This is a genomic window from Pseudomonas sp., assembly GCF_048269965.1.
GTDB lineage: Bacteria > Pseudomonadota > Gammaproteobacteria > Pseudomonadales > Pseudomonadaceae > Aquipseudomonas.
Genome location: NZ_JBLWTV010000003.1, coordinates 51,090 through 67,620, shown reverse-complemented (window position 1 = coordinate 67,620; position 16,531 = coordinate 51,090). Strand labels below are relative to the sequence as shown.

15 protein-coding genes, 1 tRNA gene and 1 pseudogene are annotated in these 16,531 nt (G+C 60.1%); 5 read left to right on the top strand and 12 right to left on the bottom strand.

Features of this window, described 5'->3' with window-relative positions:
* Positions 1-7: 7 nt before the first annotated feature.
* Genes ACN0X6_RS04480 through ACN0X6_RS04470 form a run of 3 tightly spaced genes read right to left on the bottom strand, consistent with a single transcriptional unit; the run spans position 8 to position 1,665 of the window.
* Positions 8-454: a DUF3291 domain-containing protein gene (locus ACN0X6_RS04480; RefSeq protein WP_417702440.1), complete on the bottom strand. Its 447-nt coding sequence runs from the start codon at positions 452-454 to the stop codon at positions 8-10.
* A 17-nt stretch (positions 455-471) separates the two neighbouring features.
* Complete coding sequence (locus ACN0X6_RS04475) at positions 472-1,416, bottom strand: DMT family transporter (protein WP_417702438.1); 945 nt, start codon at positions 1,414-1,416, stop codon at positions 472-474.
* 24 nt (positions 1,417-1,440) lie between these two features.
* Positions 1,441-1,665, bottom strand: coding sequence for a DUF1127 domain-containing protein (locus tag ACN0X6_RS04470; RefSeq protein ID WP_417702436.1), 225 nt, complete (start codon positions 1,663-1,665; stop codon positions 1,441-1,443).
* 97 nt (positions 1,666-1,762) lie between these two features.
* Between ACN0X6_RS04470 and ACN0X6_RS04465 the strand changes: the two genes are divergently transcribed.
* Entirely contained in the window at positions 1,763-2,617 is an 855-nt protein-coding gene (locus ACN0X6_RS04465; RefSeq protein ID WP_417702434.1) for a LysR family transcriptional regulator, read from the top strand.
* Here the strand turns inward: ACN0X6_RS04465 and ACN0X6_RS04460 are convergent.
* Positions 2,612-3,376 (bottom strand): sulfite exporter TauE/SafE family protein, encoded by a 765-nt coding sequence (locus ACN0X6_RS04460; RefSeq protein ID WP_417702432.1) that lies wholly within the window; start codon positions 3,374-3,376, stop codon positions 2,612-2,614. The genes ACN0X6_RS04465 and ACN0X6_RS04460 overlap by 6 nt on opposite strands.
* A 100-nt stretch (positions 3,377-3,476) precedes the next feature.
* Between ACN0X6_RS04460 and ACN0X6_RS04455 the strand changes: the two genes are divergently transcribed.
* The gene (locus ACN0X6_RS04455; protein WP_417702430.1) at positions 3,477-4,439 is read left to right on the top strand and encodes a LysR family transcriptional regulator; all 963 of its coding nucleotides are present in this window, start codon (positions 3,477-3,479) and stop codon (positions 4,437-4,439) included.
* Positions 4,440-4,539: 100 nt separating this feature from the next.
* On the opposite strand, the gene efp is transcribed toward ACN0X6_RS04455, so the two are convergent.
* The 3 genes from efp to ACN0X6_RS04440 all read right to left on the bottom strand — a co-directional run bounded on the left by efp (position 4,540) and on the right by ACN0X6_RS04440 (position 6,604).
* Complete coding sequence (gene efp, locus ACN0X6_RS04450) at positions 4,540-5,112, bottom strand: elongation factor P (protein WP_003460252.1); 573 nt, start codon at positions 5,110-5,112, stop codon at positions 4,540-4,542.
* A 34-nt stretch (positions 5,113-5,146) separates the two neighbouring features.
* Entirely contained in the window at positions 5,147-6,289 is a 1,143-nt protein-coding gene (gene earP / locus ACN0X6_RS04445; RefSeq protein ID WP_417702428.1) for an elongation factor P maturation arginine rhamnosyltransferase EarP, read from the bottom strand.
* A gap of 108 nt (positions 6,290-6,397) precedes the next feature.
* Positions 6,398-6,604 carry a hypothetical protein gene (locus tag ACN0X6_RS04440; RefSeq protein ID WP_017676961.1) on the bottom strand — a complete coding sequence of 69 codons (207 nt, stop codon included), beginning with the start codon at positions 6,602-6,604 and terminating at the stop codon, positions 6,398-6,400.
* A 281-nt stretch (positions 6,605-6,885) separates the two neighbouring features.
* On the opposite strand from ACN0X6_RS04440, the pseudogene ACN0X6_RS04435 reads away from it, so the two are divergent.
* From ACN0X6_RS04435 to ACN0X6_RS04425, 3 genes and pseudogenes are all read left to right on the top strand, one after another.
* Positions 6,886-7,070, top strand: a pseudogene (locus ACN0X6_RS04435) (DUF2274 domain-containing protein).
* A 176-nt stretch (positions 7,071-7,246) separates the two neighbouring features.
* Positions 7,247-8,572 (top strand): type II toxin-antitoxin system HipA family toxin, encoded by a 1,326-nt coding sequence (locus tag ACN0X6_RS04430; protein ID WP_417702426.1) that lies wholly within the window; start codon positions 7,247-7,249, stop codon positions 8,570-8,572.
* The gene (locus ACN0X6_RS04425) at positions 8,573-8,842 is read left to right on the top strand and encodes a helix-turn-helix domain-containing protein (protein WP_417702425.1); all 270 of its coding nucleotides are present in this window, start codon (positions 8,573-8,575) and stop codon (positions 8,840-8,842) included.
* Positions 8,843-9,114: 272 nt separating this feature from the next.
* Here ACN0X6_RS04425 and ACN0X6_RS04420 read toward each other — a convergent pair.
* From ACN0X6_RS04420 to tssK, 5 genes are all read right to left on the bottom strand, one after another.
* A tRNA-OTHER gene (locus ACN0X6_RS04420) sits at positions 9,115-9,245 on the bottom strand.
* A gap of 248 nt (positions 9,246-9,493) precedes the next feature.
* Complete coding sequence (tssA, locus tag ACN0X6_RS04415) at positions 9,494-10,558, bottom strand: type VI secretion system protein TssA (protein ID WP_417702423.1); 1,065 nt, start codon at positions 10,556-10,558, stop codon at positions 9,494-9,496.
* Positions 10,555-14,379, bottom strand: coding sequence for a type VI secretion system protein (locus ACN0X6_RS04410; protein WP_417702421.1), 3,825 nt, complete (start codon positions 14,377-14,379; stop codon positions 10,555-10,557). Before ACN0X6_RS04410 ends, tssA begins: the two co-directional genes overlap by 4 nt.
* A complete protein-coding gene (locus ACN0X6_RS04405) occupies positions 14,376-15,146 on the bottom strand; it encodes a DotU family type IV/VI secretion system protein (protein ID WP_417702419.1) in 771 nt (256 codons plus the stop codon). The genes ACN0X6_RS04410 and ACN0X6_RS04405 overlap by 4 nt, the downstream gene beginning before the upstream one ends.
* 30 nt (positions 15,147-15,176) lie before the next feature.
* Positions 15,177-16,502 (bottom strand): type VI secretion system baseplate subunit TssK, encoded by a 1,326-nt coding sequence (tssK, locus tag ACN0X6_RS04400; protein ID WP_417702417.1) that lies wholly within the window; start codon positions 16,500-16,502, stop codon positions 15,177-15,179.
* Positions 16,503-16,531 lie beyond the last annotated feature (29 nt).

Genomic DNA, 16,531 nt, shown 5'->3' with positions numbered 1-16,531 from the left:
TAGCCTATCAGGCTGGCGCCGCGAACGCGTGGCGGAAGGTAAAGGCCTGCGCCGTCGCGCCATGCTCGCGCAGGTGAGCCAGGCGTTCGGCGGCCTCGACCACGCTCGGTCGATGCCCGGCCGGTACCCACCACAGCACCTGGTGTGCCTGCTCGACGCGCGCGAACCATTCGCGGCGGCGCTTGAGCATCTCGGTATGCGCCGATTTATAGACGTAGTCGCTGAGCGACTGCACGTCCTGCCAGACCGACATGTTCACCAGCACCTCGTCACCGAACGGACGAATCGCCGTGGCATCGCCCGCCTCGTCCTGCAGACGCCAGACATAGCCCTGCGAACCTTCCGCCAGCGCATTGATACGCTCCAGATTGGCGACGAAGTCAGCCATCTCCGGCGCTTCCAGCGGTGCCTTCATCCAGGCGATGTTCAGTTGAGCCAGGTGATAAGCAGACAATTTCCAGCCTCCTTGCGTCAGGGTTGCTGCGGCAAGCCTCGCCAGCCGGCCAGACGGCGACGCAACCAGGCCTCGCTGCTGACCAGGGTAATGCCCGACAGCACCAGCGCTGCGCCAATGATGAAGTTCAGGGTCAACGGCTCGTCCAGCACCAGCACGCCGAAGGTGACGCCAAACAGCGGCGTCATGAAGGAAAACACCGCCATGTTCGAGGCCAGGTAGCGGCGCAGCAGCCAGAACCAAGTCAGGTAGGTGAAGAACGACACCACCGCGCCCTGCAGCAGGATGCTGGCGATGGCAATCGGGGTCCAGCGCAGTTGGGACAGGTCGACTACCGCCAACGCATAGGCGAGCAGCAGCACGAACGCCACCGCCAGTTGATAGAACAAGGTCAGCCCGGCCGGCGCTTCGGACAATCGCGAGCCTCGCACGACGACCGTGGTCGCGCCCCAGGCCATGCCGGCGCACAGCCCCAGCGCATCGCCGAGCAGCATGCCGCGATCGATCTCGGCCCAGCTACCGCCCACACCGAAGGCCATCACCACACCGCCGAAACACAGCGCGATGCCCAACCACTGCAGGCGACGCAAGCGCTCGCTGGGTAACAGCAGATGCAGGCCAAGCGCCGAAAAAATCGGGGCCGTATACAGAAATACCGCCATGTGCGAGGCCGTGGTGTAGCGCAGGCCCAGCGCGATGAAAAAGAACTCCAGCGCGAACAATACGCCGGCCAGGGCCCCGGCCAGCCAGGTGGAACTGACCCACTCGCGCCAACCGCGCTGCCACAGCAACAGCAGGCCGACCAGCAGCGCGGCAACGCCCGAGCGCAACGCGACTTGCAGCATGGGCGCGATATCGTCCGCAGCCAGCTTGATCGCCACCTGCTGGCTGCCCCAGATGGCACACAGCAGCAGCATCAGTTGGAACAGGAAAAAATCGGCGCCCTTGCGTACCACGGTCATTCGGCAACTCCTGTCATGTACCACTCACTTTTTCAACGGGTCATCCCAGAACGGCCGTTCGGCCTCCTGCAACGCATCGGCCCGAGACAGTCCCAGATCCTTCAGTGCGGCACCATCCAGACGCGCCAGCTGTGCGCGCTCGCGAGCCAGTTGACGCCAGCGCCGCAGCATACGCCACATACCGACCAGTGATGGCAGACGTTCGAAGTGGATGGCCTGAGCCAACGCGTAACCTTTCTGACCTTTCATCTTTTCGCCCTCCTTGTGGGGTTGGCGTCAGTGTCGGGTCGCGCTTAAGATCAATCCAACGAATGTTTCTTATGGAATCCATCTCGAGGATTGATGAATGGCCTTCCACCCCAGTATTGATACCGAATTGCTGCGCAGCTTCGTTGCCATCGCCGACACCGGTGGTTTCACCCGCGCCGCAGAAACGGTCAACCGCACACAGTCGGCCGTGAGCATGCAGATGAAGCGGCTGGAGGAAGACGTGATACAGCGCCCGCTGTTCGAGCGCGACGGCCGCCACGTGCGGCTGACCCCCGAGGGCCAGGTGCTGCTGGGCTACGCGCGGCGCATTCTCAAGCTGCATGGCGAGGTGCTCAACACCCTGCGTGAACCGCACATGGTCGGCGCCGTGCGCATCGGCACACCAGACGACTACGTGATGCGCTTTCTGCCGGAGATTCTCTCGCGCTTCGCCCAGGCCTACCCGCTGGTGCAGGTGGAGGTGCATTGCGAACCCTCCGGGCAGTTGCTGCTGCGCCAGGATCTGGACCTGACCATCGTCACCCGCCAGCCCGGCAAGGAGATCGGCCAACTGCTGCGCCAGGAGCGCTTCGCCTGGGCCGTGGCTCAGGGCTTCTGCCCGCACGAGCAGAATCCGATGCCGCTGGCCATGTTCAACGCCGACTGCTTCTGCCGCGAATGGGCCTGCAACGCGCTGGATGCGATGAGTCGCCCCTACCGCATCGCCTACACCAGCCCCAGCCTGTCAGCGATCTTCGCGGTGGTGCGCGCGGGCCTCGCGGTCACCGCGCAGCTGCAAAGCCTGATCACTCCCGACCTGCGCATCCTCGGTGAAGCAGAAGGCCTGCCCCTGCTGCCGCTGACCAGCATCGTGCTGCTGCGCAACGAAAGCAGCCAGTCACCGGTTACCGAGTGCCTGGCCGAGCATATCGTCGAAGGTTTTCGCCTATAGACCGCCGGACTCCAGCGCCAACATCAGCGCACAGAGCAGCAGAAAGCCGCAGAACAGGCTGCGCAGCAGAGGCTCCGGCAGCGAATGCGCCAGGCGCACGCCCCAGCTGATGCTGAGCAGGCCACCCACGGCCAACGGCACGCCCATCCACCAGTTGACGTGATCATGCAGCGCGTAAGTGAACAGCGTCACCCCGGTGCTGGGCAGTGCCAGCGACAACGACAATCCCTGCGCCACCACCTGGGTGGTGCCGAACACGCTGGTCAGCACCGGCGTCGCCACCACCGCGCCGCCCACGCCAAACAGCCCGCCCATCGCACCGGACACCCCGCCCAGCACGCCAAACCAGCCCCAGTGATGACGCAGCTCGCCGCTGGCTGGCGTCTGAGCCATCAGCATGCGCAGCAGGTTGTAGGCCGCCAGGGCCAGCAGAAAACCGACGAAGGCCCAGCGCATGGTGCGCGAATCCACCTCCACCGCATACAGCGAGGCCAGCCAGGCGCAGAAGAAGCTGGTAACGCCAAGTAGCAGGGCATAGCGCAGATCGATGCGATTGCGTTGATGGTAGCGCCAGATGGCCAGCATCACATTCGGCACCACCATGACCAGTGCAGTCCCCTGAGCGAGCTGCTGATCCAGCCCGAAGACAATGCCCAGCACCGGAATGGCAATCAGCCCACCGCCGATGCCGAACAAGCCGCCCAATGTTCCCAGGCCCAGGCCCAGCAACAGATTCAGCAACAGGTCGAACAGATTCATGACACCTCCAGACAGTGGGCGCATGTTAATCAGTCGCGGCTAGCGCGGAAACGCATAGCAACGCACAATGGCTTTGCTTACCCCGCACAAGCAGGCTGCCATGAATCCCGATGCACTGACCGACCAACTGGAACTCTTTCTCGACGTACTGGACACCGGCAGCTTCTCCGCAGCGGCCAGACGCCATCCACTCACGCCTTCGGCAGTGGCGCGGCGCATCGACGCCCTGGAGCGCGCCATGGGCAGCAGCCTGTTCAACCGCACGACCCACGCGGTGCGCGTTACTCCGGCCGGCCTGGCATTCGCCGAGCGCGCCAGGCGCATCCTCGCCGAGCTGCACCTGGCGCGTGCCGAAGCGGTGTCACTGAGCAGCGCACCCGAAGGCCTGATCCGTATCGACGCCCCCTCGCCTTTCGGCAGGCGCCACCTGGCCCCGGCGATTGCCGAGTTCCTGCGCGCCAATCCTGGCCTGGACGTGCAACTGCGCCTGATCGACAGCTTCATCGACCTGCAGGGCGAGCACCTCGGCGAGGTGGATATCGTCGTGCGTATCGGCCCGCTGCCGGATAGTCGCCTGGTGGCCACGCCCCTGGCCTCCATGACCCGCATCGTCTGTGCCAGCCCGGACTACCTGCGCCGACGCGGTATCCCACGCAGCCCGCTGGAGCTGGAACAACACGACGGCCTCGACTGGGACAGCCTGGCGCCACCCTACGCCTGGCGCTTCGAAGTCGATGGCAAGCTGCAGCTGTGCAAGCCCAAGCGCCTGCGGCAGACCAGCAACAACGCCGAAACCCTGCTGTTCAGCGCCCTCGCTGGTCTTGGCATCGCCCACCTGCCCACCTGGATGAGCAGCGAGCACCTGCAGCGCGGCGAGCTGATCCCTCTGTTCTGCGAACAGGGCCTTCCGGCCATCGAGCCGGTGAGCATCTACGCCCTGCGCCTGGAGCGCGAAGCCAGCCCGCGCACGCGGTTGCTGCTGAGCTTCCTGAAGCAGCGCTTCGGCTTTCCGCCGCCCTGGGACCAGGCACTGCAGACAAGCCTGGCCATCGCGCAGCAGTAAGATCATGACCCGTGGGTGCGCCACGCGCAGCACGAAAACCGCCGCGTGACGGCCATAAAAAAACCCGGCGCCTAGGCCGGGTTTTTCATGCAGCTCAAGCTCAGGCTGGCGCCTGGGTGCGGCCCTTGTAGGAACCGTCACGGGTATCGATCTCGATCCAGTCGTCGATGTCGACGAACTCGGCAACCTTGATCTCGGTACCGTTGCGCAGCTTGGCAGGCTTCATCACCTTGCCGGAGGTGTCGCCACGAGCAGCGTTCTCGGTGTAGACAACCTGACGCACGATGGTGGTCGGCAGGTCGACGGAGATCACCTTGCCTTCGAAGAACACGGCTTCGCAGACATCGCTCATGCCTTCTTCGATGAACGGCAGAACGCTTTCCAGATCTTCGGAACGCAGCTCATAGGAGTTGTACTCCGGGTCCATGAACACGTAGTCCTCACCGCTGATGTAGGACAGGTTCACTTCCTTGCGCTCGAGAATCACCGGCTCCATCTTGTCGTCGGCCTTGTAGACGGTCTCGGTCTTGGAACCGTTGAGCAGGTTCTTCAGCTTCATCTTGACGATGGCGCTGTTACGACCGGACTTGGTGAACTCGGCCTTCTGGATCAGCCACGGCTGGCCATCGATCAGGGCCACGCTGTTGACTCTCATTTCTTGTGCAGTTTTCATGCGGATATCCGAAATATGCGGGAGGTACAGAAATCTAGGCCGCGTATGATAGCCAATTTAGGTAAAACTGTTCCAGCGTCGTGGCAAGATCTGCCCTGGCAGCCTGCTGATCGCACCATTGCTCGGCATGTCGCTGCAGTAATGGCCAAGCCTTGAGAAGCGCAGCCCAGGCCGTTTCCATCTCTTCACCGCTATTCCATGCCCGCCAGCATTCAGCCTGAACGGCAGCGGCTTCAGGCATCAGATCGGCGTTATAAATCGCCAGAAACGCCTCGAGCTTGTCCCAGTGCGCCCGCTCCTCCTGCGGGTAGATATGCCAGAGCAGCGGCCGCTCCGCCCATTGCGCGCGAACGAAGGAATCCTCACCGCGCACCGCATTGAAGTCGCAGCACCACAGCAGGCGGTCGTAGTCATCCTGGGCAACGAAGGGCAGCACATGGATCAGCAGATTACCGCGCCGGCGGTGATCACCCGGCGCCAGGTGCGCCCCGCCAAGCCAGACCTGCAGGTCAGCGACAATCTTGCCCTGCGGCACCAGCAGTTGCGTCGGCTGCGGATCGGCAGCCAGTGCATCCAGCCATCCCGCCAGAGCTGCGTTCTCGTAGGCGAACAGCGATATCAACCGTGCCCCCGCTTCACGTGCCACGCCGAGTGACTGCAGAAAAGCCTGCTGCGCCTGCGCGTCAGCCTGAAAGGCGCGCCGCCGCGCCAGCAGATCGGCCTCGCGCAGCAAACCGCCCGTGCCCCCCACGAAGCCAGGAAAGAAGAAGAATTTCTGCAAGCCTCCAGGCTGCGGCGATGGCAGGCCATGACAACCTGCGACCCAATCCTCGGCACTGAGGTATTCCAGGTTCAGCCACAAACGGCGCGTACCGCTGGCTGCCATCGCCTCGATATAGGCAGACGGCAACTGACAGGCGAAGGCCTCGATCACCACCTCGGCGGGTTCCACCAGGGGGAACGGCTCCGCCCACCGGCGTACCTCGACACCGCTCCAGCGTTGGCATTCGGCATCGACACTGGCTTCCGGGCACAAGCGTACGAAGGCGCCCAGTTCGTCGACCCACAGACGCACCGCACGCCCCTGCTCGGCCGCCAATTGCCGGGCCAGTCGCCAGGTCACGCCGATATCACCGTAGTTGTCCACCACGCTGCAGAAGATGTCCCACCTGGCCACACTGCACCCCTCAAGAAAATGATCGCCATTGTAACCAGCGAGCAAGAAAAAGCCCGCCAGAGGCGGGCCAAGGGGAGCGCTGGAGCGAGCGCGGGGTAAAACAGTGAATCAGGCCAGCAGCGAGTCGCCCTCACGACGAATGGCGCTGCTGAGCAGCCAGACCGCCTGGCAAGCCAGCGCAGCCTCACGGGAAGCGAAGGGACCGGCTTTTGGCTGGCCGTCTACCATCACCAGCCAGCACGCCATATGACCGTCGGACCTGAGCTCAGCCGGTACGGCACTACCCACCAGGGAAACCACATCGATACGGGACATCATGACCTCCAAGGCAACTCAATCTCTGTTGGGCTCAACATTAGGCCGATGCTTCGCCAGACAGAAATCAGTGCTCTCGATAGTGACCATGGATATTGCCAATGACAGCAGCACAGGCACCCGCGCAGACTGCGCCCGTGCGCTTGGCTGGTGGCAAAAAGAAGCCCTCAAGGCCGTAAAGCCTTGAGGGCCCGGAAGTACATGCAGATACATTGAGCGGCCAATGGTCGCCGCACGAATTCGATCATGCATGTGCCACGCCGCCACCATTTGCCCACGGTCTGGATCAAGAACAACCAGAGAGCCTGAAGCTGGCCTTCACCTGCCCGGCCGGCCTGAAGGCCGACCTCGAGCGCTATGCGACAGCGAAGAGATCGACGCCCTGACACTCATCCTGCACATGCTGGAAGCCCTCATGGCGAGGGATCGGGCGTTCAGGAGATACAACCTTGAGCCCACCTCCTGAAATTGGGCGCCTTGTCGCAAGACAAAGATTCCGGACAGGCTTGGCAGTCGCAAGCCGACCCAAGGAATAGGCACTAAAGTGCCTTTAAGGTCTGGCCCCAAGGCAGTTAAAGGCATTTTATTGCCTTTATCAGTCAGACAAACTAGTCTTAACGGCATTATAGTGCCGGAGTCTATATGCACTCGCTCACCCTGCAACTGTACAGCGGTCATGCCTGGCACGACGCCATGCACCTCAGCTTTGAGCAGCCCGAAGCTGGTCTAGCTGGAGCCTGTTCTTTTGGCTATGAGCAAACATATCTGCTTGAGACGCTGGATCACATCGGCAGCCGCCTTGAGCATGCAGTTAGCGTCACGGTGCCGCTGGACTGGGAATCTCATCGAGCAAGCGGGGCACCCGCCTTCCTTCACGACATACTGCCCGCTGGAGCAGCAAGACGCTTCCTCCTCCAACGCCTGGGTGAGCAAAAACCCGAGCATCTTGGACTGGATCTTTTTTTGCTAAGTCGCTGCGCGCCCGCGCCGGTGGGAAACCTGCGCATCAAGGAGGCGGCAACAGCGCTTCAGGGAAACCCGCTGCTAGGCTTCTCTCGCGAGGATGTCATCAATCGCGATGCCCGCTTTCTGGAATACGCCTACGAGCAGGGTGCGGCTATCGGCGGCGCCACAGGTGCAGGTGGCGAGGCGCCCAAATTGTTGCTGACTGAAGATCGAGAAGGCGTCCTGCACCCAGATGCGGTTCTGCCGGATGACTCTGCAACCCGCCACTGGTTCGTAAAGTTCGCGCGGAACCAGGCCAGGCAGACCGACCAAGACATACTGCGGAGCGAATTCTGCTACTACAGAGCCGTTCAGCGGCTTGGACTGGATACCGTACCAGCAGAAGGTTTGGCGTTAGAGGAAGGCCGCAAGCCTAGCCTGTGGATGCATCGTTTCGATCGTCATCTTAGCGCCGCAGGCTTAGAGCGCAGCGCCATGGAGTCGCTGTACTCACTCGCCGGAGTAACCGTGCCAGGCAGCTACCTACTGCATACCGACGCCCTGAGCCACTTGGTAAGGCTGTGGCAGCAAACGGGGCAAGGAGCACAAGTTGACGACATGATCCTTGAATATCTACAGCGAGACTTGCTCAACCAGATCCTTGGCAATTCGGACAACCATGGCCGCAATACTTCAGTCTTGCGCAACAGCACAGGCCTGAAACTAGCCCCTATCTACGACCTTGCCCCAATGGTGATGGATGATGAAGGTATCACTCGCACTACAAAATGGCCTCAACCTATAGAGGTTGCCGGCGAGGTCAACTGGCGCCAAGCCTGTGCCTCACTGGCGCAATGGACCAACGCAGAAGTTCTTTATGAAAGGCTCAGAGGCGCAGCACAAAACCTCCTGGCCCTTCCCGATCTACTGAGCGATCAGGGGTTGCCAAGCGCCACGATGAATCACCCGCGTATTGCGCTGCGAAACCTCCGGCAACGACTCGGCCGATGGGAGCTCGTCTGAATGGACATCATCGAACGCAACCGTATTCTGAGCGAAATACAGACCCAGCTGGCGTCGGGCGAGTTGAGCATCGGCCAGGCTGTGCGCAAGTTACGGAAGGAAATCACCGGATTGCAGCAGGCTCGCTTCGCACAGATGTGCAAGCTCTCCCTGCGCGCCCTTCGCCAGCTGGAACATGATGAGTCAAATCCAACCGTGCAGACCCTCAATAGCGTGTTCAATCCATTTGGAATGCAAGTTGGCATTGTGCCGAAGAACCGAATTTCATAGAAACCACCTGCCCAAGGAGATTCGGCCCACTATTAAGATCATGATGTAAAGAACTCAAACTACATGACCTACGGGCCATAGCAGGCACCGTCACAACTGAATCGAGTGGAGACATTCTGAAGGCTAGAGAGCAGCTTGGCCACGGCATGGTTGTCATGACGGAGTCATTACATCAGGGAGCGGCGAGGAAATAAGTTTCGCCAGCAAGGTAATTGCGGAAAAGACGGGAATTGCGGAAAGAGCGCCTACATCTGTAAGTGCTTGATTTTAAATGGTGCCCGAAGCCGGACTCGAACCGGCACGCCATTGCTGGCGAGAGATTTTAAGTCTCAGAATAATGCTCATAGAAACAGCTACTTAGCGTCAATTATGTTCCGCAAAAGGCACAGCTGAGATTCGCTGCAGCCTGCGGATTTTAAGGGGGCTCTATCGAATTGCGGAACGTTTGGTCGCCGGATTGAGTGCTTTCGGTTTCTACTCAGAGTTGAACCGATAGAGGATTGGAGTAAGCGAACGGAAATCATATTTTTCCGATAAGCATGTGATCCGGGATCTCTGAATCTGGGCTGCTAGCCATTACTTAGATACGCCCGTGCTGACGGGTAAAATCCTCCACCAGTGCTTCGGCGAACATACCGGTCTGATACTGCCTTACTTAAGCACCCCGAGCAGCCTCCATAGCCGCCTGGATTCGGCATCGGCGCTGATCAACTCGTCCAGCAACTCGCCAAGCGGCTGGTTACCCCACTCCACGGCACGACGAATGACATAGGGCACCGGGCTATGTGGCTCGGTTCTGGCGAGGTAGTCGGCGATCTGCGCAAGCTGGCGATAAGCCTGCTCACGACTGCTGGGCATACCAGCCATAGGCAGCGAAGGTGTAGAGGGCTCGGCAGTCGGTCCGTCCGTTACGGCAACGATTTCTGGCTCGCTTGAAGGGATGTGTTCTGACATCGGAACGAACTCCTCGATCTGAGCACGTAGGCTGGTCAGTGTCTGACGCAGGGCACCAAAGCTGGGGGCCAACTCAGCCAGCCAGCCGTCGCTCCAGTTTTCCAGCCGTTCAAGAGCTGCGAGAGCGGCCTGCAGGTCAAGATCAGCATTGATGAAATGACTCTTCGGCGTCTGCCTGAGCCTTTCATGTAGCTTGCGATATTCCAGTCGGGCCGTTTCTGCCGCGATCTTGTCCTGTTTGCTGTCACTCATTTGAACCTGACGCTGCTGCAACTGCAGCCAGTCGTGAAGGTTCACGTGCGCGAACTCTTGCGCATCGATGCCAAAGAGTGGCGTCTGGATCAGCAAGGTGGCGCTGTATTGGCGAACCATCCACTCCAGGGGAAAGACACGCCAGCTGCGGTCACCCTCCTCTGGCTGCGGATGCAGAGTATCCGGATAGCGTTCGCATAACCCAGTCAGCAAAGCCAGTGCCGCGTTTACACCGGCGAGTCCATGGCGATGTATCCAGGCTTCGCCCAGCCAAACGGCAATCATCAGATCCTTGCTGCGCCCTCGCAGTAGATCACCTGCCAACTCCTCCAATGCGGCCCAGTCTCCGCGCTTGAGGTCGCTTTGCCAGACACCAGTTGGCAGGCTCGCATCATCCTCACGCCGTAGTTCTCGCAGGCGATCCCAAGCGCCCTCGTAACGCAGACTGGGGCCGCAAACGGCATCACCGGGAATGGGTTCCAGATACTCTTCGATAGACGCTGATGTCATGGTTCCACCACCTCACTTCGCGAAGCCTGGAGCTGGAAGCTGGAGAATGGCGAACTGGGTGCGACGACAGGTAGAGGCTGGATTGACAGGGGTAGCTTGCTGCCCTGACCGAGCAGTGACAGGCGAATGAACATTTGAGCCTGCGGGCTGGCATCCAGCGCTCCCCGAATCGGGACCTGCAAGGTGAGAGGAAAGTCCGTGTAGTCCATGTTCGGCAGACGTTGGGGCACCACGTGCGAGCGCATCATGCGCAGCAAAGCCCAGGGGCCACGATACTCCCAACCCGCTTCAAGGCCATTTACGGCCATGCTTGGTTGCAACGGATCTATCACCGGCCGTTGGCTGCTGTCGCGCGCCCAGCGCAACACGAGCTGCAGCGGATCACCAACGTTCCAGTGCAGGCGCTGGCCAGACTCGCCAGGATGACTGATCTGGTGCCCCGCTCCATTCAAGGTCCAAGCGATTACCTGATCGGCGCCCCGCTCGTCTTCGCGGTCCGTTCGCCAACGCACTTCAAGCTCCACGCCAATTGTCCCGGACTTGTCGCGTATGAACATTGGGCCAAGCCAACTTCTGGCCTGTTTCATCCGAGAGAGGAAATCTTCAGCCGCCAGACGGTTACCTGGAGGCGCTAACACAAGCCCCTTCTCAGCGACCTCCAGATGAGTATCGATCAACTCCAGCAGGTGTTTGACGCGAGCAGGGTCAGCATCGCCATTTTCCAGGCTATATGAGAACGGAAAACGTCCAGCCAAATACTGGTTGAAATAATCCGCCAGTGCGCTCCAGGCCTGTGCTGCGCCCTGTATCTGCAACTGACTGCAGCGCTTGTGCACTTGATCAGTAATACCACGGGTATATCGGGCCAGATCGCCATCTCCCTGTGGCAGACTGGCTGTTGATAGCACCTGCAGGCAGTTGTCGACGTCCACATCCACCAGGTCCCTGGTCACCAGTTGCTCGAATAAAGCAGGAGCGCTAGTGGGGTTCTGCGTTTTGTACTTCTGCATTTCATCCATTATCGAGCCAAGCCTCGACACCTTGTCTTGCAGGGACAGGGGCAAATCTGTCTGTGTTCTCAGCCACGTAAGTTCGGGCCTGACCCTGTCGATGCTGGTACTGATCTCCGCGAACTGTCGAGATAGTGATGCCTTCAGATCCTGCACGTCGGTGGCCCGGAACAACTTGAGTCCCAGATTGGGCTTACCGTCCCAATCGGACACCGGGTAGCGTTCGGTGAACAGTGGCAAGCTGTCGATGTCAGCGAGCACGGCATCTACATCCGCCATGGCACGCAAGGTCAATTGGGATTGAAGAGTATTCGCCAAATCGGCACGTCCGAGAGCCGCCAGGGCTTGGATGACCTCCATGGCCTTTTCGACAGAGACATTGAACCGGCTCTCTGAAGAACCGTAGACATATCGTCCACCAGATGAGGTCAGCTCTGACCACATGGCGAGAGCGGCGGCTTGTTCAGCAGCCTTGAGCATACCGGGACGATAAACCGGCGAGATCTGTGCCAACTCCTGAGCCACGAAGCTCTGGTAGCTTTGCTGGTAAACAAGTGCCTGAGCCATTTGCTGTTCGGTCAAGTTGATCACCGCACGCGTATCAGCGGCGCTGTCAGTGCGGCGCATTGCGCTTACCGCAAAATCTCGCTTGAGCAGATCATCGATACTCCTCGACAGCTTGCTGATGTGCTCCTGCAAAACCAGCGTTCCGCCAGCCTGCCGCTGTAGCAGGTTGTCGCGGCTAGCGCCCCCCTCGATCCATTGACTGTGGAAACCTTTGCGCAGTTGCTCAGCCTCGAGCGTAACGGAGGCTTCAACGCTTGGTCCCAGAAGTCGGCTCTGCTTCACATCGTTCATCAGGTCGCGGTAACCCGGCACCAACTCCTCACCGCTACCATGACTCCATGCGGAGTTAGTAAGAATGATCAGATCCTCGAGATGCCCGATAAGGCCGTTGATTTCCTCAAGCTTGTTCAGCGAGGTATCCCTGCCATATTCCAGATCGTTCAGGTTCCTTTTGAGATAACCGGCAGGCGTGACGAAGTTTCCTGCCAGGAAGTACTGCGCCAGCCAAAACTTCATCAGCGTTTGGAACTGTCCAGAGAGTTGCCTGCGATTCGGTTCCAGATCCACAGGGCGCAGTCCAGGTGCAGCAAGGTTGCGCAAGGTCTGGTCGTAAAAGGATCTCCGGGCCAAGCTAGAGGGGTCGAGGCTAAGCCCCAGTGCATCGTTGCTCAGTTGAGTCAGTGACTCGATAAAGCCCTCCTGGCCGCTTAGGGCATCGTTGAGCAGACGATTGTGCCGCTCCAGGCTTACAACGCCCTCAGCCAAGGTGCGAGCCTTCACGTAGTTCGGCCACTGATCCGGCTGGGCACTTTCGACATCGGGGCGACGTTGCTCATTGCGGATATCCAGCAACGTCTTGAGTTGGTACTCCTGCAGTTGCTGCAGCGGCACCAGCGCCTCGCGGCGAGCCATACCACGCAATAGCAGGTCCATCTGGGTATCCAGTGAAGATCCCCAGGAGGTGGGGTAGACCAACGATGAAAAATGCCAGCGGGGGGCTCGCTGCAGCAACGCCCAGAACCCCTGAACATTGAGCCGGGCTTGCTCCTGGCTACGCTCGGGGGCTCGCAAGCTCGCATGGCCGGCATGCACCTCCTCCAATAGGCGACTCAACTCACGTGCATCCTGCTGTCTTGCCTGCCATACCCACAGCATGCCCACCAGCCAGCAGAGAGCCAGTACCGCGGCAACACCACCCACCGTTCTCTGCCAACGCTGACGTAAGCGCAGCACGCGCGGAAGAGCCTGTGCCAACCCCTGTTCGGCTAGCAGCCGCTGCCGCCAGAGCAACTGAGTGAATGCCCCTTGCATCGAAGGCAGCTCACCAGGATAGAGCTGCTCAACATTCGATTCTTCACGTGCCTGTGAGGCCCCCAGGTAGAGGCCGCGCAATCTGGGGGCCTCGCCTTGGGTACTGCCCTGAAAAACGGGTTCCAGCAAGTTACGCAGGTTGCCCTTGAGAGCCAGCAACAGATCAGGCAGGCGATATAGATCCTCAGCCAACTCGCCTTTCAAAGCACCGACCTCAATGATGGCCGCCTGCATGCTTTGCACTACAGATTCCAGCGCATCATCGAGCCAATAGCTCTGCCAGCCGGCATCCAGCCCGTAGGATGATGACCACCCCAACAGACGCTCACGGCCTTCTTCAGGAAGTGCGGCTACCAGCTCCTGAAAACCCGGCATTTCCTCGAAGCCCGTAATCAGGACATACACCGGAAGCCCCAGGCCAAGACGCTGAAGCAACTCACCGAAACGACGACGCAGAATAACCACGTCGGTTGCACTCTGGGCTCCGTCCTGCAACTGGCCAAGTGGGATGTTCCAGATCACGCCATCCAAAGGACGCTGGCCACGCAGCCTCAGCAGCATACTGAGCAGACGACGCCAGACGAAGGTGGAGGCAGTACTGCCATCGCTGGGCAGGAATACGCCTTGAGGCACCACCAGTACGGCGCCATCCTGGTCGGCCCACCACCGGCCGAACCAGGCTGGACGTCCAACAGGCGTGAGCTGCCAATCGCTACAAAGCTGGCTACCCTCACGCGGATCGCCGAGCAGCATCAGCCAAGGAACCTGATAGCGCGACTCGATCCCCTGTTCCTGTTCCATCCTGCGTACCGCGGCATAGAAGCTACGAATCGCCATACCGGATTGAGTACGCAACCACCAGAACAAAGCAGCCAGGGCTGCAATCACCAGGAGAATGCCTACCACGCTGAGAACGATCGCGAGGGTGCTCATTCAACCGGGCTCCCACCTTCGTCCATGGTGATCAGGTGCATCAAGGGAGTCAGCTCCGACTGAATATCACTCCACATCCAGTGTCCGACCGTGCTCAGAACCAGCAGCAATCCGCAGATAGCCAGCCCCAGGCGCATACCATCTGGCAGCACTCGCCTCATGGGTAGACGTAAAGGCGCAGCACGGCTCGGCCGCGCCAGGCTGCTCATCGCGCCATTCACCACTGGCTCACGTTGCCAGGCGAAGGTGAAAAGTGCATGCCGCCAGCGCGCATGCAGCGCCCGACCACGGTCGCTACGCAAGCCGCCATAGAAGCCAAGAATCAAGCACTGGAGGTAGACGTTAGCCAGATCACGAGAGGCCGGAGCACGCTCCTTGAGTAGCTTGTGAATAGCGCGTGGCAGTCGCTCACCTGCATTGCGCGAACCATACAAACGAGTTTCAAGCGGACGTGGCTGCCATGCTGTCCGGCCTGGCCAGTCATCGAACAAGAGACGTTCATCTACCAGGGCGACGAATGCATAGACCATAGCCTTGACCTGGCTCGAGGAGGATGCTCCGACACTGGCGAATGCGCTGCGCCAGAGACGACGAACCACGAGGATCGTGGCCTCTGCCATGCGTTCGATCTGTTCGTTGCCAGGATTGCTCAGTCCTGCCACACCATCCCAAACCTCTCGCCATTCGATCCAGGCTTCCCGAAAAGCCTGGCTCAGAGGTGCCTCTCCGAACTCTGGGGGGTAAAGAGAAACGCTCCTTTCCGACATCTATGCATCCTTGGCTTGGGAAGGCTGATTTCAGTGGCTATCGGTCGTAAATAGAAGAACTTGCCAGGGACTTGAATTCACTCTCTGAGAGGTAACCGCCAGGCAAAGCGGTTGCTCCGGGTCGAACCAATCACCGGAAGCCTGAATCAGAAAAAGGTGAGTTTCCTCACCCACACCGTACGCGGCCCGTTCGTGACGGTTCATGGGCTGGTGAGGCAGACCGCTCATGCGCTGCTGTATGAGCGTAGGTACGTGTTGTCGCGAGGCAATCACTGCCTGCCCCAGCCATGACTGCGCAGCTTCCTGTCCAGTGCCCGCCGGCATGCGCAGCCCCACGACAAGGCGCTGACGACCTGCCTGGGTATCTGGCAAATCAATCGAAAACCCTTGCTCGGAATGCTCGAACACCAAGCAACGGTAACCGACGCGGATGCTGTCCAGATTCCGGTGCAGCCACTCGATTACTTCGTCGAAGCCTCGCTTGAGCTCAAGAAAGTCAAGGGGTGCAAACGCAGGTACGCCGTTCAATGGATTCAATGCACTCCAAGCCCCCGCCAGCCCGGCCAGTAAGCCATGCAGATTCGCTGGAGTAACCGCTCGACTGTTCAAAGCGACTTCAACTTCCGGGAGACGGGCCCACAGTGCCGTCAGTTGCCGTCTGAGCTCCTGCGCGTCATCACGATTTCCCGCTTGCTCGGCTTGACGCAACCGCCCGGCGAGGAACAGGCATTTTTCTCGCCCTCTTGCACATAGCGCAGAGACCATCTGACCCAAGTCAGACTCGGGCAGGATCAATCCCATAGGTGGCACGTAGGGTTGCCTGACGAATCCACCACCCTCGTTGGAGATCCGCAACAGAGGTAGACAAATAGAATCAGCCCTGTCGCTATCAGTCACCAAACGTAGATTGGGGCGCCAGACGAGAATCGGCTCTGGATGCTCGCCGCTGGCCAGATCAGGCACCGCCTCTGCGAGATGTGATTGCAATCGTCCGTTGAGGGGCAGTACCTGGCCGCTGCGGCCAAGAGGGTTGACGGCCAGGTAGACGGTCACGCTGGCATTGGCTGAAGCTGCCACAGCAGGTCCCACATCCAACTCCAGAACCTTGCCGCCGCCAGGTTGCACACTAACGGGCAAGCCATCTGGCAGGATTGCCTCAAGGGCCTGGATACGTACCAGGCCGGTACTCAGTGCGGCAGGGTCGACCTCCAATTCGGCCACCCCCCAGAACCAAGGATTGCCGGCTCTGGCACAGAGCGCAGCGATAACCTCAGCGCGTATCCCCTGCAGTTGGAAATGCTGAGGCAACAGTTGCATGCCCTCGTGCCAGCAGACTGCATCCGGCAACACCTTCATACCACTCCCCTTCGACATCCGCTGTTTGG